A 24,016-nucleotide genomic window follows, 5' to 3' on the forward strand; every position below is an offset into this window, starting at 1 on the left:
GTAATTCTTTGAAAATGGTATCGAAAAAACAGATGGCTCCGTGCGAGCGCCCGCAAGGTTTGCGGCGCGCTCGTTAGCGCTCAGGCCCAGTGGGCAACGGTGCGTTTCTCGAAGCTCTCACGGAACTGGGCGGTGGTTTTGGGAAGCAGTTCGCCAGTCTCCCAGTCGAGGATCACGGCATAGTGCCGAACCGCATCGAGCGTATCGATCTCGCCGGAGCGGTATTTGCGCGCGACTTCCTCCGGATCCATGCGGGCCCAGTCCTTGCGTTTCGCCCGGATGTCGGCACGGCAGGCTTCGGTCGCCGTCTCGTCGATTTCGTATTGGCACAGGTCGCGGTCGATTTCGCGGATCACCACGCCGTAGTCGGTCCTGGCACGCTCCAGAGAAACGTAGTCGTCGATCACGTCCTCCATCACCTTACGGGGCTCGCGCTCCAGTGGATCACCGAAACCGCCGCCGCCGGCCGTCGGACGCGCGAACTGGTCACCTGTGTGGACCGGGTAATCGGAGAACACCGAGCCGAGCCAAATCTCGGTCTCTTCTCCGGCGCGCTTCATGGTCAAGCCGTGGGGCATCGACGGCAGGCCGCCTTCGACGCCCCAGACGACAGCCCGCTCGCGGTCGCAAATGTAGGACATGACGGCATTTTCGGCGTCAAGCAACAACGAGGTCTTCTGCACGCCGACGCCACCCCGCCATTTGCCGGGACCGGCTGAATCCTGCTTGATCTGGAACTCGATCGTTCGAGTGGGATTCACCCGCTCATTGCCTTCGTTCGGTTGCGACATCAGCCCCGTTCCGAAGCAGGCGGTGGTGACATCGGCGCCATCCTTGCCGTTGCGCCCGCCCCAGCCGCCAGGCAGCCATTCGTAGAACATGAAGATCGGCTTTTCGGGTTTGCGTGCGTCCCGCCCCCCGGCCAGCAGATATTCGAGGTTGAAGGCACAGGCGATAGCGCGTTGCGGCATGATCTTCGACCACATCTCGAAGATCGCGTTCATGATCTTTTCGAACGGCATCAGGAACCCGGTCACCGCCACCGGCCACTCCGCGCTGACGATGCTGTTCTTCGGCGCGGTCACCTCGATCATCCGGTAAAACCCGCTGTTGAGCGGAAGGTCCGGGAAGAACGTCTTCATACCGGCGACCACGGCCGAGAAGGTCGCGCCCGGCGCGGAATTGTACATCGAGGCGATGGTCGAATGGCTTCCGGTAAAATCGTAGTGGATCGTGTCGCCCTTGATCGTCATCTTGATGCGGATCGGGATCATGCCCTCGCCGGCGCCGAGATCGCGATCGATGTAGTCGACCGTCTCCCAGGTGCCGTCGGGCAGCTCCGCGAGACGCTTTCGCACGGCGCGTTCGACGTAGTCCTGGACCTCCTCCATACCGCGCATGACCTGGCCGCGCCCGTACTTCTTGACCAGCCGCAACAGTTCGCGCTCGGCCGCCTGCGTCGCCTGCGCCTGGGAATGGATGTCGCCAATGATCGATGCCGGATCGCGCGTGTTGGCCGCGATCATGTTGGCGACATCGGAGCAGAAGCGGCCGCGCTGGAAAAGGCGCAGCGGCGTGATCCGCAGGCCTTCGCGGAACATGTCGCGAGCGGTGACGTCGAAGGAACCCGGCACGGAGCCGCCGAGATCCGACCAGTGGCCGTTCGACTGGGAGAAGCCGATCAGCTTGTCTTCGTCGAAGATCGGCCGGACGAGCCGAACATCGCTGAAATGCGTACCGCCGGCATAAGGATCGTTGATTGCGTAGACGTCGCCGGGTGCCATATCGCCTTCGAAGACCCGGATCACCTCCTTGCACGTGTTGTGCAGTGTGCCGACATGGACCGCGATGTCGTAGTTGCCCTGGGCGACGGAGTTGCCATCGGCATCGTGCAGGGCGTTCGAAAAGTCTCGGTTGTAGATGACGAAGGAATAGCAGGTGCGAAGCATCTGTTCGGCCATCTGGTCGACAGTGGTGATGAAGGAGTTCTTCAGCACCTCGAACGTTACCGGATCGAGGCCAGGGCTCGTTTCAATCAGCTTTGTCATGTCTCAGCCTTTCGTCACGATGAGAATGTTGAGGAAGCCATCGACGGTCGCGCTCATTCCCGGCGGAACCACGGTGGTGGAATCGAATTGTTCGACAATGGCAGGGCCTGTGAAAGCAGCACCGGCGCTGAGCTGGTCACGTTCATACACGGCTGCATCGTGAGATACGCCGTCGAACCAGACGCCGCGGCGTCCGAGGGGCTCGGGCACGTGAGGCAAGACTTCGTGCCGAGGTATCTCGGCTTTCGGAACGATGCCGATCGCCTTGACCGCGATGCGGAAGATCGACACCGGCGCCTCTTCGCGGCGATAGTTGAACTCGCGTTCGTGCTCGTTGTGGAAGGCCTCGATCAGCGAGCAGATGCTCTCGATCCGCGCCGGCGCCGACACCGCAAGCGAGCGCCACTGACCCTGATACATCATCTCGACCGTACGCTGCAGCGCCATGTCTTCCTGCGCCACGCCCTCATGGGCCAGACGCTCGACGGCCTGTTTTTCCATGAGAACAAACGCCGCCTGCATCTCGGAGGGCGAGACAGTCGAAGCATCGGCCATGAAGCTTTCGGAGAAATCGTGCTGCACGTCGACGAGAAGGCAACCGAGCGCGGAGGTGACGCCGGGTTTGGGCGGCACGATCACAGTTGGAATCGAAAGCTCCTTGGCCACGGCCGCCCCGTGCAAGGCGCCCGCACCGCCGAATGCGACGAGTGCGAAGTCGCGCGGGTCATAGCCTCGGCTGATGGAGAGAAGCCGGACGGCATTGCCCATATTGGCGTTGGCGACGGCGATGATCGCCTCGGCCGCCTGGTGGAGTTCCATGCCAAAGGGTGCCGCCACCGTCTCCTGCACCGCCTGGGCGGCCAGAGCGCGGTCGAGCGTGATCTTGCCGCCTGCAAGGCTGGTGCCGAGACGGCCGAGCACGACATTGGCATCGGTGTTGGTGGCGGTGCGGTTGCCATTCTTGTAGCAGGCCGGACCTGGAAAGGCGCCGGCGGACTGCGGTCCGTTGCGCAAGCTGCCGCCTTCGTCCTGCCATGCCAGCGACCCGCCACCCGCACCGATGGTCAGCACTTCGATGGAAGGGAAGCGGATCGGATATCCGAATTCGATGTACCAGTCTTTTGTGATGCGCGATTCCCCGTTCCATGCGAGCGAGACATCGGTGCTGGTGCCGCCCATGTCGAAGCCGATCGAGTTGGGGAAGCCACAGAGATTTCCGATGAAACGGCTCGCGATCGCGCCGGCGGCGATGCCCGATCCTGCGAGCCGGGCTGAAAAATCCTTGACGCTCGCGGGCGTCATGACCCCGCCACCGCTGTGCAGCAACAGGAGATCTCGCTTGTATCCGGCCGCCGCAAGCGTTTCTCCAAGACGCGACACATAGTCGACGACGACCGGGGCACAGACGGCGTTCGCCATGGTGGTGGAAAAACGTTCGTGCTCGAAGATTTCCGGCATGACCTCGGAAGAGATCGAGACCGGCACATCCGGCATTGCCTCCTTCAGGATCTCACGCATGCGGCGCTCGTTGGCGCCGTTGACATAGGAGTTCATGAAGCAGACGGCGATGGACTTGACCTGCCGCTTCTTGAGAATGTCGGCGACACGGCGCGCAGCCTCTTCGTCCAGTGCTTCCAGGATCGTTCCCTCGGCACTGACCCGTTCCCGGACAGTCAGCCGGTCGCGGCGCGGGATATAGGGTTTGGCGACATCTTTATAGGTGTCCCAGAGATCTTCCTTGTTGGCGCGACGGATCTCGACAACGTCACGGAACCCCTCGGTGCAGACCATTGCGGTGCGTGGCAGGCGGCGGGTGATCAACGCATTGGTGGCGACCGTCGTACCATGAGAGAACATCGTCACCTGCGAAAGATCGATGCGGCCCTGATCCACGCCATTCATGATGGCCTGCATGGGATCGTCAGGCGTGGAGGCGGTCTTTTCGATGCGGATCGCGCCGCTGTCTTCGTCCATGATGCAGATGTCGGTGAAGGTCCCTCCGACATCGACGGCAACTCTAATTCGGCTCATGACAGTTCCTTCGCAAGGTCTTTGCGGGCAAAGCCCCGCCTTCGCCGCCCCACGCCGGGGTGACGTTGCAATAAATGGTGGAATGGCCCGGATTTCGTCGGGTCTAGTGGCGCTCTCTCGAGGTCGAAGGGCGGCCTGCCCGGTTCGCTGCTTCGCGACGGGTATCGGTCGGTGCGCAGCCGAACCGCGCCCGGTAGTGCTTGCAGAACTGAGACTGATCAGCGAAGCCCCAGCGGTAAGCGATCTCGGCAACGCTGCTGATGTTGGTCACCGACATCAGCTCCTCGGCGCAAAGTTCAAGCCGGGCGTCGCGGATGAAGCCGTTGATCGACTGGTTGCTGTCCTGAAAAAGAACCTGCAGGTAACGCAGGGAGATGCCACAGGCGTCGGCCACCGCCTGCGGGCCGAGGCCGAAATTCTTCAAATTGTCGCGAATATACTGCTCGGCGCGATGCAAATGTCCGGCCCGGATCGACGAGATGTTGCTGTCCAGCACGCGATCGTCGCTCACGATCGACAGGCACAGCATTTCCAGGATGTGCCTGCCCATCATCTCGCGAGCGACTTCAGTGATTTCATCGACATGGCCGATCGTGGTTCGTACCGTGTCGAGGAAGAGCGCGGCGATGCCTTGGGTCGCGTCGAAACTGAGCGCACTGAGCCGTTCGGCGGATCCGATCCGTGCCCGAACGCTCGATGACGGCACCTTCAGGACCCACAGCGCGTTTGGCTTGCCGTGCCAGAATTCGTAAGGCGCATCTCCCCTCTCGACGAGGAAGCCCCCCGGACCGCAATTGACGGTCCTCGAGCCTTGCGAGAAATTCACCTCCGACATCTCCGGGATGGTGATGAGCAGGCTGGCGTCACGCTCGTTGAGGAAGTGGCGGCGATGGCGGCGATAGCTGACGGCATCGCAGCGCATTTTAGACACGCTGACGAGCCCGAGGGAAAAGGTTTCCAGCGTGCCTGAAAATTCGCGACGGTTCCGATACTCGGTGTCGAGCGGAAAATAGGCTTCGGTAACAGCGGCTTGCCAGGCATCACCGCCTGCGGGACCGCCGATCGTATCGACGACGTATTTCATTCCCCGACCTTTCTGGTTGGCCCGGTTGTCCCGGTGTTTTTCCGAAGATTACAGGAATCTGCCGGCGCGTATTGGTCAAAAACGAATAAACTTATGTGGTCGTTTGGCAGCTGGATCGCTTTCCCGGCCGGAACGGGGTTCGAGTTCCCTTAGCTGCTGTCGATCGAAGACCCGCCAATGCCTGTTTGCAAGCGCGCGGTTTCGCGGGGGTGCGCGCAATTTATCGAAGCGGCATCGCTACCGGCCGCATCGGCGTTCCCGTGGCGCCGCGCAGCTTGATGCAGGCGCCGAAAAACGCAAACTCGTAAACCTTTTCCGCCGCCAGTTCCTCGAGCTGGGCCATTTCCAAAATGGGGACGCCGGCTTCGGCCAGAAGATAGGTGTGAACGGGGAAGAAATTCTCCGGATGTGCCGAAGGTGTCTGCTCCAGCGTCAGATTGTCGGCACCGATCATGATCACGCCGTGCTTGGCGAGATACTCGGCGCCTTCGCGATTGAGCCCCGGCGTGTTGCTGGTGAACGCCTTGTCGGGCCACAGCAGCATCTGGCCCGTACGAAGCAGGACGACATCACCAGGTTTGATCGACAGGCCCTGCTTCTTCAGGCAGCCCTCGATATCGGCCCGGCCGATCGGATGGCTCGGCGGCAACGTATCGACGCCGTGCAGAGCCGCGACATCCAGCAGAATGCCGCGCGCAAAAATCGGCGGATATTTTTCCGGTCCGCATTTTTGCCAGGCGCGGCTGCCGAGATGGTCGCGCGCGGTAAAGCCGTTGAAGATCTCGCCGTTGTAGCCGAAATGGTTGAAGGTATCGATGTGGGTCCCGCAATGGGTGTACATCGATATCGCATCGCCGGAATAACCGACGAGCTTGTTGGCCTCGGGGGTTACGCCCATGGCGTTGGCAACGATCTCGCCCTGCGGCGTGTGCGTCATCCATATCTGATAGGGCTGATCGCCGGCACCGAACCAGCCGGGCATGCCGACGAAATGGTCCACCGACAGATCGAAAACCTTGGACGGATCGGTGCGGCTCATGATGGCCGAGCGGGACTCGGCATCGATGAGGTTCAACATACCGATCTCGTCGTCGCTGCCGTAGGGGCTCCTGGTGACCTTATGGAATTCGGCATTGTGGGCAATGATCTTGCTCTTTGTTGCCTCGTCGACGTAACACGCCATGCACATTGCCGTTCTCCTTGTCGTTCGGTTGGGAAGCGCGACCAAAGGCTTCCATAGTCGTCTGGGCGGCAGCGCCTATTCGCCGCGAATGACCGCTTCGGCACAAAGCGCCGCCGACAGCAGCTGCTCGTCGCGCGCGGGCAGCGCCGACAGCAGGAAGCCGACAGGCATGCCGGCCTCGCCCGTGCCGCAAGGTATGGAAACGCCGCACCAGTCCAGGAAATTGCCGAGCAGCGTGTTGCGCAGCGTGCGCATATTGGTTTTGACGAACAGCTCGTCATCGGTTTCCAGCGGCTCTATCGGCGGGGCTACGTGGACGACGGTCGGAAACGCGATCAGCGCCCCGGCATCCACAAGTCGGGCGACCTGCTCGATCAGCCGGGCGCGGGCATTGACGATTTCCAGATAGTCGACGAGCGTGATCTTGGCGCCGAGCCGCGTCCGTGTCACCACGCGCGGATCCATGTCTGCCGCCTCCGGGCCGGCAAGCCGGTGCTGATGCAAGGCATAGGCTTCCGCCGTCACCAGCGCGCCATGCCTGGCCGTCAGGTCCAGAATCTCATCGAACGCGGGAATGGCAAACCGCACGATCTTGACGCCTGCCTTGGCAAGGCGGGTGGCCGCGGCCTCGAATGCGTCCGACACGCCGGACTGGACATCGTCGAACACCACATTGTGCGGGATCACGATGGTCAGTCCCTGGAGGGTGCCGCGGCCTATCGAGGGTGCCGACAAGCCGCGCATGGCGGCATCGATCCAGACGGCATCCTGCACCGTGCGGCAGAGCGGCCCCAGCGCATCAAGGCTCCGCGCCAGCGGAAAGACGCCACGCATCGAGTAGCGCCCGCGGCTGGCCTTGTATCCGACAATCCCGTTGAAGGCGGCAGGGATGCGCACCGAGCCGCCGGTGTCGGTTCCGATCGCGACCGGAACCAGACCAGCCGCGACAGCTACGCCCGAACCCGACGAGGAGCCACCCGGAATGCGCGACACATCCGTGCTTCTGGGATTCCTGGGTGTGCCGTAGTGGGGATTGATACCGAGCCCTGAAAACGCAAACTCGCTCATGTTGACGCGGCCGGTGGCAACCATGCCCGCCGCCTTCAGATGCGAGACCACATCGGCATCGTCGAGTGCCGGCGCGGCATGGGCAAGAACCTTGGAGCCCGCCGTCGTCGCCAGACCGGTGATGTCGAACAGGTCCTTCCAGGCAACCGGAATGCCATCCAGAAGGCCAAGCGAGCGGCCATCCCTGATCCGGCGTGAGGCAGCACCCGCCTCGCCCATGGCCCGGTCGCGTAACAGGCTGATGAAAACAGCCGGATCGGCATGGGCGGCAATTGCGTCGAACGTTGCTTCGGCGACCTCGACCGGGTCAACCGAACCGGACTGGATCATCACCGAGAGTTGGGCAACAGACAGGGAGTTCAGCTTTTGTGTGATGGCTATGCTTCCTTTTTGAGGCGCGCTCAGGCCGCGACAAATTGCATCCAGCGGCGCACGAGATAATTGTGTTCGTCCATTGTGGTGTTCCAGACGGCAATGGAATTGGCACGTTGCCAGTAGGAGCCGCCGCTTCTGACCGCTCCCGCCTTGACCCGAAGCAATCCATCCGGTCCCGGAAGGTCGTTCGCCGCCGGCAACCCCTGGTACCAGTAGTCCCATTCGGCGGGCGTCATGTGCGCCCGGGATCGTTCCGGCGTCGACATATAGTAGCCCTGGCGCGCGACCACGGCGCCTGGCCATCCTGACAGCCACCAGTTCAGATATTCATAGGCCGCGTCCAGCATGCGTCCGTTCAGCCGCTTGGACAGGCATAGCCCACCATGCCACGCGCGGTAGCCTTCCACCGGATTTGCCAGCTCCACGGGAACGCCGCGCAGATCGAGCTTGCTGATGCCGAGCGACCACATGCTTTCGATCACGGCGTCGCCGCAGGTCATCAGATCCGCGGCATCTTCGGCAGACCTCCAGAACCCCTTGAAAAATCCGGATTTCTTGCGTGCCTCCAGAATATCCATCAGTCTGTCGATCTCCTCGACCGACATGTTGCCGAGATTCTTGAATGTCATCAGGCCCGCCGCCTGGGCTGCCAGCGCCGCGTCGAAAATGCCGATCGCCGGCTCGTTGACCAGCGCCGCATGTCCGTGAAACTCCTCGTTGAGCAGCGCTGCCCACGAGTTCATTCGCGCGGAGTTCTTCCTTACGACCTCGGGACTGTAGGCGAAGCTGTCGAAATTGTGGGTCGTCGGCAGCATGGAAATCCAGCGCGACGGCTTTTCGTCCAAGGCAAGGTTCGGTTGTACGAAAAGCTTGGTGACCGGCGCATCGCCCTGGCCGATCCGCGCGTTCGGACCGATGCGCCCCGTCTTGGTCAGATCGGTGATTTCATCCCAGAGACCGATGCGGTCGATATCGATCGGCTGCACCGCGCGCCAGTACCAGACGATATCGAGATTGTGAAAACACTGGTCGTAGATATCGTAGGTGTCCGGCTCCAGCGCCGCCTTGTGCTGGGCCGTCATGAAATCCTGATTGTCGAATTCGATGTCCATGCCGAGATCGCGCTCGGCGCCGAGCCGCAGTTCCTCCAGCAGGGAAATGGCGGTGCCGAGAATACGAAGCTTCGGCCGGCCCTCCGTGTGAACCGCTGGTGACGAAAGCGCCGATGGCTTGTGATGCTTGGTCATGGCCCCTACGCGGTCTCGGTGATCTTGGCTGCGGGCTGTGGCAGCCCGAGCCGATTGAAGGCTGAAAAGGAGCGTCGGATCAGATCGGCATCCAGTCCGTCAACAATGAAAACGATGCGGGAGCGGCGATCATCGGAAGGCCACCCCGTCATGTGAACAGGGGGATGGACGAGATGCTGGACGCCGTGAATGGCGACGGGGTTGTCCTCTCCCTCGATATTGAGGATGCCTTTGACCCGCAGAACCTTGTCGCCGTGCCGGTTGAGCAGCATGCTCAACCACAGTCCGAAGGCGGTCCAGTCGATACGAGCGTCGATGGTCATGACGAAGGAATGCACCCGCTTTTGATGGGCGCTGCCGGCGTCGCCAATGGCGGGCGGCGGTTCCTCGCAATAAAAGCCACCCTTTGAAGGCGCGCCCTCACCCTCTCCCGATACTCCGCTCAGCAGACGATCGACATCGAAGTGATCGGCTTGCGCGTCGACAAAGGGGGCATCCGGATTGATCCGGCGCACGCGCCGCATAAGCCGGGCAACCGCCGACTCGTCGGTCAGGTCGGTCTTGGTCAGCACGATCGCATCGGCGATTGCCGCTTGCCGCACCGATTCGCCATGGGTTTTGAGCTGTACCAGGCCATTGACTGCATCGAGGGTCGTGATCACATTTGCCGCCTTGAAATGATGGCGCAGCACAGGATCGGATTTGAGGGTGGACAAAACCGGGAACGGATCGGCAAGCCCGGTACTCTCCATGATCAGCCGGCGGAAGGGCGGCACGATGCCGCGCTCGCGCTTTGACTGCAGGTCGCGCATCGCCTGCGCCAGTTCGCCCCGGATGGTGCAGCATACGCAGCCCGATTGCAGCAGCACCATAGTGTCATCGATTCGCTCCAGCAGATGATGGTCGAGGCCGACTTCACCGAACTCGTTGATCAGCACCGCTGTATCGGACAGGGCCGGATCCTGCAGCAGACGGTGCAGCAGCGTGGTCTTGCCGGAGCCCAGAAACCCGGTCAGCAGATTGACCGGCGTGAAGTCGGGGAAGGCGTCAGGCATTGCCGCCGCCCTCCAGCTTGTCGATCAGCGAACGCGACAGCGGATCGCAGACGCGGCCGGATATCTTTTCGGCCAGCGGCCACAGATGTCCAAGATCCTCGACCATCTCCGTCTTGCCCGTGCGGGTCGACAGAAGGAACGAGCTGCCCTGCCAGTCCGACAGGGTCATGCCGAACTCGGTGAGAATACGGCCGGCAATACGGACGCGCTTCGCCCGCTCCCGGCGGCGGTCGACACGCTCGGTGTTGCGCGTGAACACGCCCGGACGCGCCACCGCATCGGCCCAGTGCTCATTGCTTCCGAGAATTCCGCACAGCGAACACATGACAACGACCTCATGACGGACAAAGCGCAGGCATTATCGGCCTTATTTCCGACGCGGAAAGCGCTTGGCGAAATCATCGGCGATCTCGTTCATCGTAACGAATTTGACGCCGGGATGACTGCTGATATGGGCGTAGAGCCGTTCCAGCATCATCAGGACCTGTGGCCTGCCGGCGACATCGGGATGGATGGTGATCGGGAAGACCGCGTAGTCCATTTCGCGATAGACCCAGTCGAACTGCGCCTTCCACATATCCTCGATATCGCGCGGATTGACGAAGCCGTGACTGTTGGGTGACTTCTTGATGAACATCATCGGCGGCAGATCGTCGAGATACCAGGATGCCGGGATTTCGATCAGGTCCGTTTCATGGCCGCGCTTCAGCGGTACCATCCAGTCGGCGGGCTTTTTGGAATAGTCGATCTTGGTCCAGCTGTCGCCGACACGCACGTAATACGGCGTGAAATCATTGTGCATCAGAGAGTGATCGTACTTGATGCCGCGCTCCAGCAGCAGTTCGTTGGTGACGGTGGAAAACTCCCACCATGGCGCCACATAGCCGGTCGGGCGTTTGCCGGACAGTTTCGTCACCAGTTCGATGCACTTGTCGAGGACCTCGATCTCCTGTTCGCGTGTCATCGCGATCGGGTTTTCGTGGGTGTAGCCGTGGATACCGATTTCATGGCCTGCGTCCGCCACGGCCTGCATCTGTTCCGGGAACGTCTCGATCGAGTGACCGGGAATGAACCATGTGGTCTTGATGCCGAACCGTTCGAACAGTTTTAAAAGGCGCATGCTGCCGACTTCACCGGCAAACAGGCCGCGTGAAATATCGTCTGGCGAATCCTCGCCGCCATAAGACCCCAGCCAGCCGGCCACTGCATCGACGTCGACGCCAAAGCTGCACAGAATTTCCTTTGCCACGTCATTTTCTCCTTGAGGTTTTCCGGTCCATTTTATGGATTCGATATTCTTCAGGTCGCCGGGATGACCGTTGCCTGACCAGGGTTCCAGGCAAGCAGGATGTCCGATCCCGCGGGAAAGGCGCCCGGCGGATACTTGTCGATATGTGCCTCGAGCGCGATCGCCCGCCCATCCGGCAACTCGACCGAAAGATGGGAAATGTGGCCCACGACATCGAAGCGGCTGACTTTGGCGTCGATGACATTGCCGCCGGACTGTCTGGAGATCGCAGCGCGGGTGGCACTGCTCAACGTATGAACTTCCATGGCTTCGGCTGGAATGACAACATTGACCGCAGCGCCTGGGCTCATGTCGCCATTGGCGCCGCCGGCAAGTGTTCCAAGTGGCGTGTCGACGATGGTGCGCCCGTCTTCAATACCCCTGACCGCGCCAGTGAAGATCGTGTTGCGGCCGATAAACCGGGCAACAAACGGGGTGTTGGGGCGCGTATAGAGCTGATGCGGCGGGCTGATCTGTTCGACCCGACCCTGGTTCATCACCACGACGCGATCCGAGAGCGCCAGGGCTTCCGACTGGGCATGCGTCACGAACACGAAGGTGATGCCGAGCGTCCTTTGCAGCAGCTTCAACTCGTTCTGGATGGCTTTGCGCAGATTGGCATCGAGCGCGCCCAGCGGTTCGTCCAGAAGAAGAATATCCGGCTCGACCACCAGGCCGCGGGCGAGTGCGATGCGCTGGCGCTGGCCGCCGGAAAGCCTGTCGGGTTTTTTCTCGGCGACATCGTCCAGACCAAGCGTCGAAAGCATGCGATCGACCTTGGCGTCACGCGCGGCCTTCGCCATCCCCTTGACCTCGAGGCCATAGCCGACATTGCGGCGGACCGTCATGTGCGGGAACAAGGCATAATTCTGAAAGATCATCGATGTCGGGCGGTCGGCAGGCCGCATGTCGTTGATGCGAACACCCTTGACCATCATGTTGCCGGAGGAAATGCTCTCGAACCCGGCGATCATTCGCAGGGTCGTTGTCTTGCCGCAGCCCGACGGGCCGAGGAATGCAATGAACTCGCCCTTGCTGACGGACAGGTTGAAGTCGATCACGGCTGGCGTGCCGTTGTCGTAAACCTTGCCGATCCTGTACAGTTCGAGATCGTAAATCATCGCACTCGCTTCGCAAAAGGGGGTTGGGGCGGGCAAGCAAGGCTGATCGCCCGCCCCGTCAGACATCAGGCGCTCAGGAATTCATCCCACTTCTGCACCAGGTGATCATATTCTTCCGGCCATTGGTGCCAGTAAGCGACGTTGGCCGCGCGTGTTTCGAGTGAACCGCCGTCACGCAGATCGCCTTCCTTGATGCCGCGCTCTGTAGCGCCGACCCAGGGCTTGCCTTCATACCAGAACGCATATTTTTCCGGCGACATGACCTCTTTGATGTTGGTCGTTGGCGAATAGTAACCTTGCTCGGAAACAATGATGCCCGGAGGACCCGACAGCCAGTAATCGGCGTAGGCTTCGACGGCAGCCTTGTTCGGCGTGCCCTTCAGCATGGTGTTGCCGATCGACCAGCCGCGATAGCCTTCCTTGGGAATGGCGTATTTGCACGCCTTGCCCTGTGCCTTGACAGCCATGACGGCCGGCTGCCAGGCGTCGCACACGACGATTTCGCCGGAGGCGAGGAAGTTGACGAGTTCGCCGAAATCGCCCCAAAGTGCGCGGAACTGGCCGTCCTTCTTCTTGGAAATCAGGAATTTCGCAGCTTCGTCGATCTCGGCCGCCGATGCATTGCCCGGGTTCTTCACATCCGAGAGGCCAAGCGTGTTCATCGCCATCACGGCTTGGCCGAAAGCCGTCAATGGGTCGGTATTGAGGCCGGACTTGCCCTTCCACTTGGAATCGAAAATCGCCGTCCAGCTGTTTGCTTCTTCTTCGGAAACGATGTCGGGATTGTAGCCAACGGAATCGAAGTTGAAGACGGAAGGGACCATCCACAACGCCGTCTGTGTGTCGTCGGTCCAGATCTGGCCGACGATCTGCGCCGAGGCGGGCCACTTCGGATCGGGCTTCTTGAAGATGTCACGGATGTTCGACCAGTTCTTCAGCGCCGAGGTCGCGATCGGATCGGCATTGTCGGTCATCACGACGGAAGGCAGACGCTCGCCAATGGTTTCCCAGACGTCATAATCCTTGGAGCCGGACAGGATCTTGGTCTGCGCATCCGGAAAGGTTGCCGCCGTGCCCGAGGTCGAGCCGACGTCGCTTGCCTTCTTGAAGTCGGCCAGGATGCGTTCCTGAACGGTCACCGAAAGACCGATGGTGCGCAGCTGCTCGGATGCAAGTGCCGTGCTTTGCGCGTAAGCGGCGCTGGAAGACAGGAAATGGGTGCCGCCTCCCATCGCAAGCGCCATAGCGCCCGCGGAACGCTTCAACAGTGAACGACGATTGATTTCTGACGAAACTGACATTGCTTTGTCTCCAGTTGTTCTTGTGTTCCCCGGAGCGTCCCCTTGTGGACACCCTGATCCATTGTTCTGGCGTGATAATTCCGAAAGCCCCGTTGAGGATCTTCGGCGAACGTCGTGTGCTAGTACCGGCCCACAAGGAGGCCCCCATCCACGACCAGCGTCTGGCCGGTCATGTATCTCGCGCCGCGTGATGCAAGGAATGTGATCACGTCGGCGATTTCCTCGGGTTCGCCGATGCGCCCCATTGGAATGAAGGCGCCGGCGGCTTCGGCGCCTGCTGCGCCCAGCGAGTTTTCCTCCGACAGCAGCTGGGCGGTGCGGATGTAGCCAGGCGCCATGCCGTTGACGCGGATGCCGTCACGGGCGAGTTCCACGGCAAGACCGCGCACCAGGCCGACGACGCCGGCCTTGGCGGCGGAATAGTGCACATGCTCGTCCCAGCCGTAGGACGTCCCCATGATCGAGGAGAGCGCGACGATGGCACCGGATCTGCGTGCCTTCATTGCGGGGACCGCCGCACGCGCAACACGGAAAATGCCCTTCAGATCGATATCGAACGTCAGGTCCCACTTGTCGTCGTCAAGCGTTTCGAGCGGCGCCTTGTGGGCGATACCGGCATTGGCAACGACTACGTCTATCCGGCCCAGGCGCGCCTCCACATCGGCGACCAGCGCATCGACGGCCGACGTCGAACGCACGTCCAGCACATGGAAGTCAGCCGAACCGCCAGCCCTCCGGATGGCCTCGACCGTGCCGTTGCCCTCGCGCTCCAGCACATCGGTGACGACGACATGGTCGCCAAGTGCGGCGAAGGCCTTGGCTGTCGCGTGCCCGATGCCGATGCCGGCGCCGGTGATGAGAACAACACGGGAAGAGAGCAGCGCGTCAGTCATGATCGTCATGTCCTCGCTCACAGCATCACGTCGCCGGAATTCGGACCGAGCGTCTGTCCGACAAACAGGCTGGCCTGCGGCGATGCGAGAAAGGCGACGGTTGCCGCCACCTCCTCAGGCTCGCCGAAACGGCCAAGCGGCAGCTCGGATGCCTTGCGGGTGCGCCATTCCTGCGACAGTTCCCGAACGAGCGGTGTGTTGATGGGTCCGGGTGCAACCGCATTGATGCGCACGCCACGGCTCGACACCTCTCGGGCCAGCGACTTGGTCATGCCGATGATCGCCGATTTGGCGGCCGCGTAATGCGAAAGCTCGATACCGCCGATCTGGCCAAGCTGTGACGCGACATTGATGACGGCGCCCTTGCCGGCCCTCAGCATCGCCGGCAGAACCATCTTCGTCATCAGGAAGGTTCCGCGGACATGCACCGCAAACATCCGGTCGAAATCCTCTATGTCGAGATTTTCAAACAGCGACTGATGCACGATGCCGGCATTGTTGATCAGCAGGTCGGTGTCGCCGAAGGCCGCGACGGCCGCCGCGTGGATGGCCTTTGCGTCTGCTTCGGATGAGACGTCGCCGGCGGCAGCGACAGCCTTTGCGCCAGAGGCGGCTATCTCCGAAACCACCGCTTGGGCGCGCCCGGGATCGAGGTCGTTGACCAGGACGGCGTAGCCATCGGCGGCGAGCCGGATGGCTATTGCCCTGCCGATACCGGAACCGGCGCCGGTTACGATTGCGCTCGCTGTCTCGCCGGGCATCATGCCTCCTCCTGGATGGCGACCCGGCGGGCGCGGCGGATCGACAGCATCATCAGCGCCGCGTAGGTCCCGAGCAGTGCGAAGGAAAACAGCGTCGTCAGCACACCGAACGCAAAGACGTTCGGATGGACCTCCACTGAGAACGTTCCGTAGATTGCAAGCGGCAGCGTCAGGTCACGGCCCGACGCAAACAAGGTGCGCGAAAACTCGTCGTAGGACAGCGTGAAGGCGAACAGCATGGCTGAGAGAACGCCAGGAAAGATCAGCGGAAACGTCACTTTGCGGAACGTTTTCATTGGCGACACGCCAAGCGACCAGGAGGCCTCCTCGACGTTCTGGTCGAAGCGGTTGAGGATTGCCAGCATCACCAGGAACGCAAAGGGATAGGTGTAGACGACGTGCAGCACGAAGGTCGTCCCCCACCAGTGCCGGTCAATACCCAATGCATTGGCGATCAGCGCCATGCCAAGCCCGACCAGCACACCGGGCACCATCATGCCGAGCACGATCAGGTAGAAAGCAAAACCGGAGCCGGCGAATTTCTTGCGGAATGCCTGTGCCGAGGTGACACCAAGAACGGTCGAGACGATCATCGTCATCACTGCCAGGACGAGCGAGCGGACGAGCGCCTCCTCGATCGGCAGCGGCGCGATGCGCGTCGGCGGTGTCATGCCGAAAAGATGCTTGTACCAATAGGTCGACCACTCGATGATCGGAAATTGCGGACCGCCTTCCGGTCCTGTCTGGAAGGACAGGATCGCGAGAACCACCATCGGACCGTAAAGGAACACGAGGAACAATGTCGTGTAGATGCCAAGAGCCAGCTTCGTGCCGCTTGCCTGCATGATCAGAGCTCCTTCCTGAGATCGACCACACGCAGCAGCGCAGCCACGACGATGCCCATCAGGATGGTCAGGATCACGCCCGCGACCGCCGCGAAGGCCCATTTCAGCGACCCGACCTGCGTCACGATGATGTTGCCCAGGAGATTGACCTTGCGGCCGGACAGGGCCGCGGACGTCGCGAATTCGCCAAGCACCATCACGGACACGAAGATCGCGCCGACCACGACGCCTGGCATCGACAACGGCAGGATGATGGTACGGAAAATCCGCCAGAAGCCGGCACCGAGGTCCTGCGCGGCTTCAATGACGCTTTGGTCGATGCGGCCCATCATGAAGGCGATCGGCCCGACCATGAACACGCAATAGATCTGCGTCATGCCGATAATGACCGACAGCTCGGAAAACAGCAGCACCTCGATCGGCTTGTTGATGAGCCCGACACCCTGAAGAATGAGGTTGATTGCGCCCTCCTTGCCGAGCATCGGACGCCAGGCGAGAACGCGGATCAGAAACGACGTCCAGAACGGAATGACGCAGAGCACCAAGAGCACCGTCTGCACGGTCTTGTTGCGCACGAACAGCCCGACAAAAAGAGCAGCCGGATAACCGACGATCAGGGTTGCCGCCAGGACGATGAGCCAGATGCGAATTGTCGTCCAAAGCGCGCTGAGATAGGTGTCGCTGGAGAAAAACATCACCCAGCTCTTGATCGTCAGCGTCGGCGTGATCGCAAATGTGGTCTGCGTCCAGAACGAGACGTAAACCATCATCAGAATTGGCACGACGAGAAAAAGAACCATCCAGATCACGCCAGGCGCAAGCAGCCAAAACGTCCTGTCGGGCATTTTCCTTGCGGGCCGGTCGGCGGACGCCGGTTCAGCCGTGGCGGCAGTCATCGCCATCGTTCACAATCTCCATTCCGCAGGCAAACACAGCGCCGAAGCGCGATTCACGCATAGACAAGTGCATTCTGGCGTTTCCAAACGAGGGCGTAGCGGCCGTGCGGCACACAGGTCTGTGGCGCGGCCTGGCTGAGATGAGACTCGACCTCGATCACGCGCCCATCATCGAGCGAGAAAAAGGAATTGATGGCCGCGCCCGAATACTCGTCGGCGATGAACGTGCCCTCGATGCGGACTTCCTCCGCTGTAACGGGGGCTGCAAGCGGCCTGACGGAGATTCGATCGTAACGGATGGCATAGGCTGGTTGACCGCGCACATCGGCCTTCTGACCCTGCAACGGAAACCTTCCCACCGGACTGACGAAATCATCCTTCGAGAGCTGTCCTTCGAAAAGATTGTAGCAATTGAGAAATCTTGCCACGGCCGCCGACCGCGGCCGGTTGTAGACGGTGTCGGCGTCGTCAGCCTGGGCGATGCGTCCACGATCCAGCACGAGTACGGTGTCACCCATTGCCAGTGCCTCGGTTTCGCTGCCGGTCACATGCAGAAACGTTACGCCGCAGCGCTCGCGGATCGCCCGCAGCTCGGCGCGCATGCGCGTGCGCAAATTGGCATCGAGCGCGCCAAGCGGCTCGTCCAGCAGGACCAGCGACGGTTCGGTTATCAATGTTCGGGCCAGCGCCACGCGTTGACGCTGGCCGCCTGAAATCTGTGCGACGCCTCGGTCTTCAAGACCGGTCAGACCGACGAGAGCGACGATATCCTTGACCTTGGCGCGAACGACGGCCGAATCCGTGATTGGATTCAACTCCCGGTTCTCCAGGCCGAAAGCTATGTTACCTGCGACGGACAGGTGCGGGAACAGAGCGAAATTCTGGAACACGAAGCCGATGTTGCGGCGATGCGGCGGAACCGCTTCGACGCGTTCGCCCTTGAAAAGGATGCTGCCGCCATCGGGAGCCTCGAAGCCGGCAATCACACGCAACAGGATCGTCTTGCCCGATCCACTCGGACCGAGAAGCGAGATGTAGGCATTGTCGGGCAGCGAGATATCGATGCCGTCGAGCGCCCGCAGCGCGCCGTAAGCCTTTGTCACCTGAGAGAGCTGCAAAACTGCCGCCACGATTTCCCTGCCGGTTTCTCGCAAGTAAACTGTCGCTAACGTCGCCGCGTGGTGACGCGGAAACGTTTCCGCGAACGGGCAAGCCGATAGCGGTTGCGCGCATGATCTGCGCGCATTTGAAGCATTCGTTTCTTGTGGTTTGTGGTCATCCACCTCGGGATGCTTCTTCCGGCATCCGCTTCAAAATTTATGACATAAATGATTTTTGTATTCAATAGGCTTTTTAGCATTTCGCTACGTTGAAGCGTCGCAAATCAAAAAACGGCATGCGTTGACGCGCGCATCGAAATTTCACAAGCGCTTTTTGCCTGCCGAAATTGGCGCTAGGCTTGTAACGATGTAACAATCTATGCCCAGACAATACAGAACCACTGCCTGTTTGGAGCAAACAGAGCCTAAATTTGCGGCAGAAATCCCATGTCCAGCGTAGATTCGCTGGCCATCCTGACCTCGACGCAAGCGGCATGCCAACTGCGCCGGCGTCGAAAATCTCGATGTTACCAGTTCAACTTTTCAGATTTTGTATGCAAAAGTCATTATTTGCCGATGTAAAACAGGAGCAAAATAGCGTACAGACAGACATCCAGTTTTCTTGCCCCCAACAGGATCCAAGACGGAGAATGCCTCTCCCCATGACACGCAGCAATGCAGGCCAAACCACGCAGCGACGCTACGAAATCGCCGAAGACGTGCTGCGCAATAACATCCGGGATGGGCTGCTTCCTGACGGGCTGGTTCTTCTCGAAGGACCGATCGCGGAAATCCTGCAGATCTCTCGGGCTCCCGTTCAGCGCGCGCTCCTGCGCCTCGAAGCCGAAGGCCTTGTCCATCGCTTCAAGGGCAGAGGTTTTCTTGTCGGCCCACAAGGTCGCGATATCGTGCCAAACCGCACCGACATAAAGTCGCTCGGCCTTGTCGTTCTGCAGCATGCCGATGAAGCGCTTCAGAGCCGATCTTCCTGGGAGCGCATCTACAACACGGTCGAAGCCGACGTTGCCGGCTGTGTCGTGTTCGGCAAGTACCGGATCATCGAGATAGAAATCGCCAATCACTTCAATGTCAGTCGTACGGTGGTGCGAGACGTCCTCAGCCGCCTGCAGGAACGTGGCCTCGTGCGCAAGAACCAGAGTTCCCATTGGATGGCTGGCCCCCTCACCGCCCAGACGATCAAGGATCACTTTGCGCTCCGCCGCATGCTGGAGCCGTCGTCGCTGCTGGCGGGTGCGCCGCTCATCGACAGGGACAGACTGACAAAGCTTTTCAGCCAGCTTGTGACCCTTGAGGAACTGGATACCACCGATCACCTGAAGAACATCGAGGAGCTTCAAACGCGACTAATCGAAACATGCATCCTGACCACGGAGAACGAGCAACTGCGCGAGCTCATCCGCAACAACCTGCTTCCCGTCGGCGCGTCCGAGCGGCTGCTGCGCAAGCTCGGGCTTCCCGGTGATCCGACGGTCATCACCGAACTGCGCCTGATTGTGGAGCTTCTCATCCGCGGTGCGGTGACAGCAGCGGCCGCGATGCTGGAAACGCATCTCGACGCGGCGATGAAACGCATGATTGCCCAGATGAAAATCGTCGCGATCATTCCAGGCCCGAGTGTGACCGCCGCTTACCTGACGCGGGTCGAGTAGCCGGGTCAACCCAGCCCTCGCCTGGGTTGAAGATCGCACCTTGAGGTGTAACAGCGCTTGCAGCGATACCCAGCTTGACTGACGCTATCGCGCGCGGGGACAGATGCCGTGCGTCACGAGGGGTTGCGCGGCGTTTTTGCGCGTCGAGCTGTCGGTCACATTCGCGATGCAATAGATTTCTATCAGCAGCTGGAGTTCCAAGTCATCGATCCACAAGGCAATGCGGTGACGCTGAACTATGATGCAGCAGAGACTTCCCCTCACCGAGGCTGTATCTACCGCTCCTTGAACGCCTCGCTGGAAATTTTAGCCAAAGGCGAGACCAGATAATCGATGATGCGGCGCTCGCCAGTGCGAATTTCGGCAACCACGCTCATGCCGGAGGCGAGCGGGATGTCGGTACCATCGACGGGAATGCTGTTCTGATCCAGTGCAATGGTGATGGGGAACACAAAGCTTGGGGCCGACCCGGGCGATACGCCGGCGGAAGCTGTGGCCTCATTGGCCGCTGCAACGGCATCGGCCAACTGCCGTTTGGCCTCCTGTTCTTCAATGGCTCCCGCCGCGATCCGGACGATATGACCGCGGACGGTGCCGAAGCGGGTAAACGGGAAGGCATCCACCTTGATGACAGCGCCCTGGCCAAGTTTCAGGAATCCGATGTCGGTGTTGGGAACCAGGGCCTCCACCTGGAGGCTAGGCTTCGTGGGGGCAATGGTCATGATCTGCTGGCCAGTGGTAAAGACTTGGCCGATTGTGGTGGCGGCGAGATCTTGAACGATGCCGTCGACTGGCGCGGCAAGCCTTGCGTGCGCCAAATGTGCTTCGGCTTTGTTGACGGCCTGGGCCTCATCATCGCCGTGCTTCTCAGCGTCAGCCAGTTTGCCGGCATAATCGGCCAGGAATTGTTCGACCGCCTTGCGCTTGTCGCTGAAAGTTTGGTCGAGTTCCGCCTGTGTCTCAGCCAGTTGGCCTGTGTCGGAAGCCAGTTGCGATTGAGATTTCTCCAGCTCCGCTTGGGCATCATAAAGATTAATCTTGCTATCGACCTCCTTAGCCACGGACTCTTGGCGCATTGCCGCGGCCTGCGAAAGGGTTGCAATCAGGTCATTCTCATGGGCAATGCTCATATGCAGGCGCGTCAGGCTGGCTTGTTTCGCTATTGACTGCTTGTCGACACTTTCCAATTGTCGAGGCCAAAACCGCAAAATCGGCTTGAAGCACGGCCTGCTCACGTTGCCGTGTCTCCCATGGGATGAAGGCCGTCCACGCCACATCTGCGGAGGCCTGAATGATTGGAACCAAAGGTGCCATAGGCGCCGTTTGGGCTGAGCCAGCCTGCAACTTTCCCGCCAATGCCTGAATCTGCCCAATGGCGAAGCGCCTGCGGTCTATCTCTGCTTGAGCTGCGGAGAGTTCGCTTTGGGCTGCGTCCAGCTCGGCCCGGCTCTCAGCCGGGTCGAACTCCACGAGGAGATCGCCAGAACGAACATACGATCCAGTCTCCACATGGATGGAAGCAAGCTTGCCCGGATCGATCGCTTCAATGACCTTGGCATGCCCCAAAGCCTCAATTTTGCCCGGGGCAACGGCATCTACATCGAGATGGCCGATGAAAGACCAGAGAATGGCTGCCGCCGCAAAGGCGCAGATAATCATCATGAATGCGGTTGACGCCGGCGGCGCTGGTGTCTCGAGAATCTCCAAAGCAGCCGGCAGGAACTGCAGGTCGCGCCCCCTGATTTGGCCTGACTGGTGCGCTTGGCCGGCCCTTTCCTTACCCGAAGATACCGGATCGTGCTTCATGCTGGCCTAGCCTGCTCCATTTGCAGCGCCCAGAGCCCCGCATAAAGCCCCTTTGGCTTGTTCAGGAGCTCGGAATGCGTGCCGCTCTCGATGATCTCGCCCTTGGCCATGCCGATAATCCGGTTGCAGGGCCGCAAGGCCGCCAAGCGATGGGCGATGATGAGCACGGTCCTCCCTTGCGAGATCGCATGCATATTGTCCTGAATTATGCGCTCGCTCTCGTAATCGAGAGCCGACGTAGCCTCATCCAGGATCAAGATCCTCGGATTTGTCGAAAGGGCCCGGGCGATGGCAATGCGCTGCCTCTGCCCTCCAGAGAGATTGGCACCTCTCTCCTCGATCATTGTGTCATAGCCTTGCGGCAGCTGGGCGATAAATTCGTCCGCGCCTGCAAGACGCGCCGCCTGTATCACCTGGGCACGTGGCATGGCAGGATCGCTGAGTGCGATGTTCTCATGAATGGTGCGATTGAAGAGGACATTCTCTTGCAACACCACGCCGATCTGCCGACGCAGCCAGCCGGGATCGAGCTGAGCAATATCCACGCCGTCAAGCAGGATCTGTCCACCAACCGGGCTATAGAGACGCTGAACCATCTTGGACAGAGTGGATTTGCCGGAGCCCGAAAGGCCGACCACGCCGATCACTTCACCGGCTGCAATGCCGAACGAGATGCTGCGCAGAACGTCCGGCGTATCCGGACGATAGCGCATTGTGACATTGCGGAACTCAATGTAGCCACGGATGGGCGGCAGAGTCAGCAGGCTTTGTGGGCTCGGCTCGGGCGGGGCATTTAGAATATCCCCCATTCTTGCCACCGACACTTGAACCTGTTGAAAGTCCTGCCACAACTGCGAAAGCCGCAACACGGGCTGAACAACCTGGCCTGCGATCATATTGAAGGCAATGAGTTCGCCCACCGACATGTTGCCAGACATCACTTCTGTTGCGCCAAGAAACAGGATCAGCGCATTAACCGCCTTGCTCACATATTGTATAAGCCCTTGGCCTAGAGAACCCGTCACTGTCGCGTCAAACGACGTGCTGACATAAGAAGCCAAGCGCTCCTCCCATTGCGCCTGCATCATCGGTTCCACACTGGCCGACTTCAGCGTCTGGGCTCCCACGATAGATTCGACCAGGAACTGCTGAGCCCTTGCACCCCTATTGAATTTCTCGTCAATCTGACGCCGCAGAAGAGGTCGCAGCAGCAGGGCAATGAGGAGGTAGACCGGGACGGAAGCGAGAATGACGAACGTCAAGGTGCTGGAATAGATAAAGAGTACGCCAACGAAGACGAGGGTGAACAAAAAATCCAGCACCGCCGTCAGCCCCTGCCCTGTCAGAAAGCTGCGGATCGTTTCCAGTTCGCGCATACGCGCTATCGTTTGGCCAGCGGGTCGTGTCTCGAAATAACCAACCGGCAGACGGAACAGGTGGTGAAACAGCCGCCGACCGAGCTCGACGTCGATGCGGTTGGTCGTATGGTTGAGGGTATAACTTCGAAGAAACTGCAGAATAGATTCAAATAGCCCCAAAGTGAGAAGGCCCACCACCAGCATAGTCAAGGTGGAGACGCCCTTATGTACCAGCACCTTGTCGACGACGAGCTGGAAAAATAGCGGCGTGATCAGCGCGAAGACCTGGATGAAGAGTGAGGCGGTGAAGACCTGCGCCAGGGCTTTGCGATAACGCCACAGCGACGGCAAAAACCAGAAGAAGCCGAAACGGTCGGGATCAGCGCCAGCACCTCCCAGTCTGCGTGTCACCAGAAGCGCTTTACCTGCGGAAAGCTCAAATGCCTCCTCGAGTTCGGCCTCATGGGCTGAACGGCGCAACGGATCGACCAGCCGCACTTTTCCTTTTTCCGACGCAGCCGCCAATACCGCACTGCCTCCGTCCTTCAGGAACAGCACTGCGGGATACGGAATGGCCCCGAGACGCTCAGGCTTAGCCGGCTTCACAATACGGGCTTTCAAGCCCAGCAGCTTGGCGCCGCGGACCAAATCCTCAGGCTCAGAGGGAACCGACAGTGCCAATTGGTGGCGGAGTTGGGCCTGGTCGGCAGGAATGCGATAATAGCCTGCGATCAGGCAGAGATTGGCCAAGCCGACATCGAAAGCAGAACCAGGCTCCGGCGCGTCAGCGTGCTTCACGGGAGCAAACCCGCCTTGAGCAGATCAAACTGAAATAAGCAATGGCCCGCGCCGGGTGTGTTCTCCCACGCGCGAAACCCTGCAAGGG

The 24,016-nt window shown here is 60.5% G+C and carries 20 protein-coding genes; 1 reads left to right on the forward strand and 19 read right to left on the reverse strand.

What is annotated here, in order from left to right; all coding sequences use genetic code 11:
• Positions 1 to 80: 80 nt before the first annotated feature.
• The 16 genes from CKW40_RS01425 to CKW40_RS01500 form a co-directional block, all read right to left on the reverse strand.
• A complete protein-coding gene (locus CKW40_RS01425; RefSeq protein ID WP_095198161.1) occupies positions 81 to 2,048 on the reverse strand; it encodes a hydantoinase B/oxoprolinase family protein in 1,968 nt (655 codons plus the stop codon).
• Between the two features lie 3 nt (positions 2,049 to 2,051).
• Positions 2,052 to 4,079, reverse strand: a complete 2,028-nt coding sequence (locus CKW40_RS01430; protein ID WP_095198162.1) for a hydantoinase/oxoprolinase family protein — start codon at positions 4,077 to 4,079, stop codon at positions 2,052 to 2,054.
• 103 nt (positions 4,080 to 4,182) lie between these two features.
• Positions 4,183 to 5,163: an AraC-like ligand-binding domain-containing protein gene (locus CKW40_RS01435; RefSeq protein WP_095198163.1), complete on the reverse strand. Its 981-nt coding sequence runs from the start codon at positions 5,161 to 5,163 to the stop codon at positions 4,183 to 4,185.
• 220 nt (positions 5,164 to 5,383) lie between these two features.
• Positions 5,384 to 6,352: a cyclase family protein gene (locus CKW40_RS01440; RefSeq protein WP_095198164.1), complete on the reverse strand. Its 969-nt coding sequence runs from the start codon at positions 6,350 to 6,352 to the stop codon at positions 5,384 to 5,386.
• Positions 6,353 to 6,421: 69 nt separating this feature from the next.
• On the reverse strand, positions 6,422 to 7,789 hold the full coding sequence (locus CKW40_RS01445) for an amidase (protein ID WP_095198483.1): 1,368 nt from the start codon (positions 7,787 to 7,789) through the stop codon (positions 6,422 to 6,424).
• Positions 7,790 to 7,815: 26 nt separating this feature from the next.
• The gene (locus CKW40_RS01450; RefSeq protein ID WP_095198165.1) at positions 7,816 to 9,036 is read right to left on the reverse strand and encodes an ABC transporter substrate-binding protein; all 1,221 of its coding nucleotides are present in this window, start codon (positions 9,034 to 9,036) and stop codon (positions 7,816 to 7,818) included.
• A gap of 5 nt (positions 9,037 to 9,041) precedes the next feature.
• Positions 9,042 to 10,091 carry a CobW family GTP-binding protein gene (locus CKW40_RS01455; RefSeq protein ID WP_095198166.1) on the reverse strand — a complete coding sequence of 350 codons (1,050 nt, stop codon included), beginning with the start codon at positions 10,089 to 10,091 and terminating at the stop codon, positions 9,042 to 9,044.
• On the reverse strand, positions 10,084 to 10,416 hold the full coding sequence (locus CKW40_RS01460; RefSeq protein WP_095198167.1) for a hypothetical protein: 333 nt from the start codon (positions 10,414 to 10,416) through the stop codon (positions 10,084 to 10,086). Before CKW40_RS01460 ends, CKW40_RS01455 begins: the two co-directional genes overlap by 8 nt.
• Positions 10,417 to 10,458: 42 nt before the next feature.
• Positions 10,459 to 11,340 carry a polysaccharide deacetylase family protein gene (locus CKW40_RS01465; protein ID WP_095198168.1) on the reverse strand — a complete coding sequence of 294 codons (882 nt, stop codon included), beginning with the start codon at positions 11,338 to 11,340 and terminating at the stop codon, positions 10,459 to 10,461.
• 50 nt (positions 11,341 to 11,390) lie between these two features.
• The gene (locus CKW40_RS01470; RefSeq protein ID WP_095198169.1) at positions 11,391 to 12,500 is read right to left on the reverse strand and encodes an ABC transporter ATP-binding protein; all 1,110 of its coding nucleotides are present in this window, start codon (positions 12,498 to 12,500) and stop codon (positions 11,391 to 11,393) included.
• Between the two features lie 65 nt (positions 12,501 to 12,565).
• A complete protein-coding gene (locus CKW40_RS01475) occupies positions 12,566 to 13,801 on the reverse strand; it encodes an ABC transporter substrate-binding protein (RefSeq protein ID WP_095198170.1) in 1,236 nt (411 codons plus the stop codon).
• A gap of 119 nt (positions 13,802 to 13,920) precedes the next feature.
• Positions 13,921 to 14,694 (reverse strand): SDR family NAD(P)-dependent oxidoreductase, encoded by a 774-nt coding sequence (locus CKW40_RS01480; protein WP_095198484.1) that lies wholly within the window; start codon positions 14,692 to 14,694, stop codon positions 13,921 to 13,923.
• Positions 14,695 to 14,711: 17 nt separating this feature from the next.
• Positions 14,712 to 15,458 (reverse strand): SDR family NAD(P)-dependent oxidoreductase, encoded by a 747-nt coding sequence (locus CKW40_RS01485; RefSeq protein WP_095198171.1) that lies wholly within the window; start codon positions 15,456 to 15,458, stop codon positions 14,712 to 14,714.
• Positions 15,455 to 16,300, reverse strand: coding sequence for an ABC transporter permease (locus CKW40_RS01490; RefSeq protein ID WP_095198172.1), 846 nt, complete (start codon positions 16,298 to 16,300; stop codon positions 15,455 to 15,457). The genes CKW40_RS01485 and CKW40_RS01490 overlap by 4 nt, the downstream gene beginning before the upstream one ends.
• Positions 16,301 to 16,302: 2 nt before the next feature.
• Positions 16,303 to 17,202, reverse strand: a complete 900-nt coding sequence (locus CKW40_RS01495; protein ID WP_095198173.1) for an ABC transporter permease — start codon at positions 17,200 to 17,202, stop codon at positions 16,303 to 16,305.
• 47 nt (positions 17,203 to 17,249) lie between these two features.
• The gene (locus tag CKW40_RS01500; protein ID WP_095198485.1) at positions 17,250 to 18,326 is read right to left on the reverse strand and encodes an ABC transporter ATP-binding protein; all 1,077 of its coding nucleotides are present in this window, start codon (positions 18,324 to 18,326) and stop codon (positions 17,250 to 17,252) included.
• 620 nt (positions 18,327 to 18,946) lie between these two features.
• Here CKW40_RS01500 and CKW40_RS01505 point away from each other — a divergent pair.
• Entirely contained in the window at positions 18,947 to 19,966 is a 1,020-nt protein-coding gene (locus tag CKW40_RS01505; protein WP_179297808.1) for a GntR family transcriptional regulator, read from the forward strand.
• Between the two features lie 275 nt (positions 19,967 to 20,241).
• Here the strand turns inward: CKW40_RS01505 and CKW40_RS01515 are convergent, their stop codons facing one another.
• Genes CKW40_RS01515 through CKW40_RS01525 form a run of 3 tightly spaced genes read right to left on the reverse strand, consistent with a single transcriptional unit; the run spans position 20,242 to position 23,928 of the window.
• On the reverse strand, positions 20,242 to 21,153 hold the full coding sequence (locus tag CKW40_RS01515) for an HlyD family type I secretion periplasmic adaptor subunit (protein ID WP_179297787.1): 912 nt from the start codon (positions 21,151 to 21,153) through the stop codon (positions 20,242 to 20,244).
• Positions 21,080 to 21,772: a biotin/lipoyl-binding protein gene (locus CKW40_RS01520; protein ID WP_095198177.1), complete on the reverse strand. Its 693-nt coding sequence runs from the start codon at positions 21,770 to 21,772 to the stop codon at positions 21,080 to 21,082. Before CKW40_RS01520 ends, CKW40_RS01515 begins: the two co-directional genes overlap by 74 nt.
• Entirely contained in the window at positions 21,769 to 23,928 is a 2,160-nt protein-coding gene (locus tag CKW40_RS01525; RefSeq protein WP_095198178.1) for a type I secretion system permease/ATPase, read from the reverse strand. The genes CKW40_RS01520 and CKW40_RS01525 overlap by 4 nt, the downstream gene beginning before the upstream one ends.
• Between the last annotated feature and the right edge of the window lie 88 nt (positions 23,929 to 24,016).

The sequence above is a fragment of the Mesorhizobium carmichaelinearum genome, from assembly GCF_900199455.1.
Lineage (GTDB): Bacteria > Pseudomonadota > Alphaproteobacteria > Rhizobiales > Rhizobiaceae > Mesorhizobium > Mesorhizobium carmichaelinearum.

Coding starts and splice junctions, on each gene's coding strand:
- CKW40_RS01425 (WP_095198161.1), bottom strand. CDS start 2,048: ATGACAAAGCTGATTGAAACGAGCCCTGGCCTCGATCCGGTAACGTTC.
- CKW40_RS01430 (WP_095198162.1), bottom strand. CDS start 4,079: ATGAGCCGAATTAGAGTTGCCGTCGATGTCGGAGGGACCTTCACCGAC.
- CKW40_RS01435 (WP_095198163.1), bottom strand. CDS start 5,163: ATGAAATACGTCGTCGATACGATCGGCGGTCCCGCAGGCGGTGATGCC.
- CKW40_RS01440 (WP_095198164.1), bottom strand. CDS start 6,352: ATGTGCATGGCGTGTTACGTCGACGAGGCAACAAAGAGCAAGATCATT.
- CKW40_RS01450 (WP_095198165.1), bottom strand. CDS start 9,036: ATGACCAAGCATCACAAGCCATCGGCGCTTTCGTCACCAGCGGTTCAC.
- CKW40_RS01455 (WP_095198166.1), bottom strand. CDS start 10,091: ATGCCTGACGCCTTCCCCGACTTCACGCCGGTCAATCTGCTGACCGGG.
- CKW40_RS01460 (WP_095198167.1), bottom strand. CDS start 10,416: ATGTGTTCGCTGTGCGGAATTCTCGGAAGCAATGAGCACTGGGCCGAT.
- CKW40_RS01470 (WP_095198169.1), bottom strand. CDS start 12,500: ATGATTTACGATCTCGAACTGTACAGGATCGGCAAGGTTTACGACAAC.
- CKW40_RS01475 (WP_095198170.1), bottom strand. CDS start 13,801: ATGTCAGTTTCGTCAGAAATCAATCGTCGTTCACTGTTGAAGCGTTCC.
- CKW40_RS01480 (WP_095198484.1), bottom strand. CDS start 14,694: ATGACTGACGCGCTGCTCTCTTCCCGTGTTGTTCTCATCACCGGCGCC.
- CKW40_RS01485 (WP_095198171.1), bottom strand. CDS start 15,458: ATGATGCCCGGCGAGACAGCGAGCGCAATCGTAACCGGCGCCGGTTCC.
- CKW40_RS01490 (WP_095198172.1), bottom strand. CDS start 16,300: ATGCAGGCAAGCGGCACGAAGCTGGCTCTTGGCATCTACACGACATTG.
- CKW40_RS01495 (WP_095198173.1), bottom strand. CDS start 17,202: ATGGCGATGACTGCCGCCACGGCTGAACCGGCGTCCGCCGACCGGCCC.
- CKW40_RS01505 (WP_179297808.1), top strand. CDS start 18,947: ATGCCTCTCCCCATGACACGCAGCAATGCAGGCCAAACCACGCAGCGA.
- CKW40_RS01520 (WP_095198177.1), bottom strand. CDS start 21,772: ATGAAGCACGATCCGGTATCTTCGGGTAAGGAAAGGGCCGGCCAAGCG.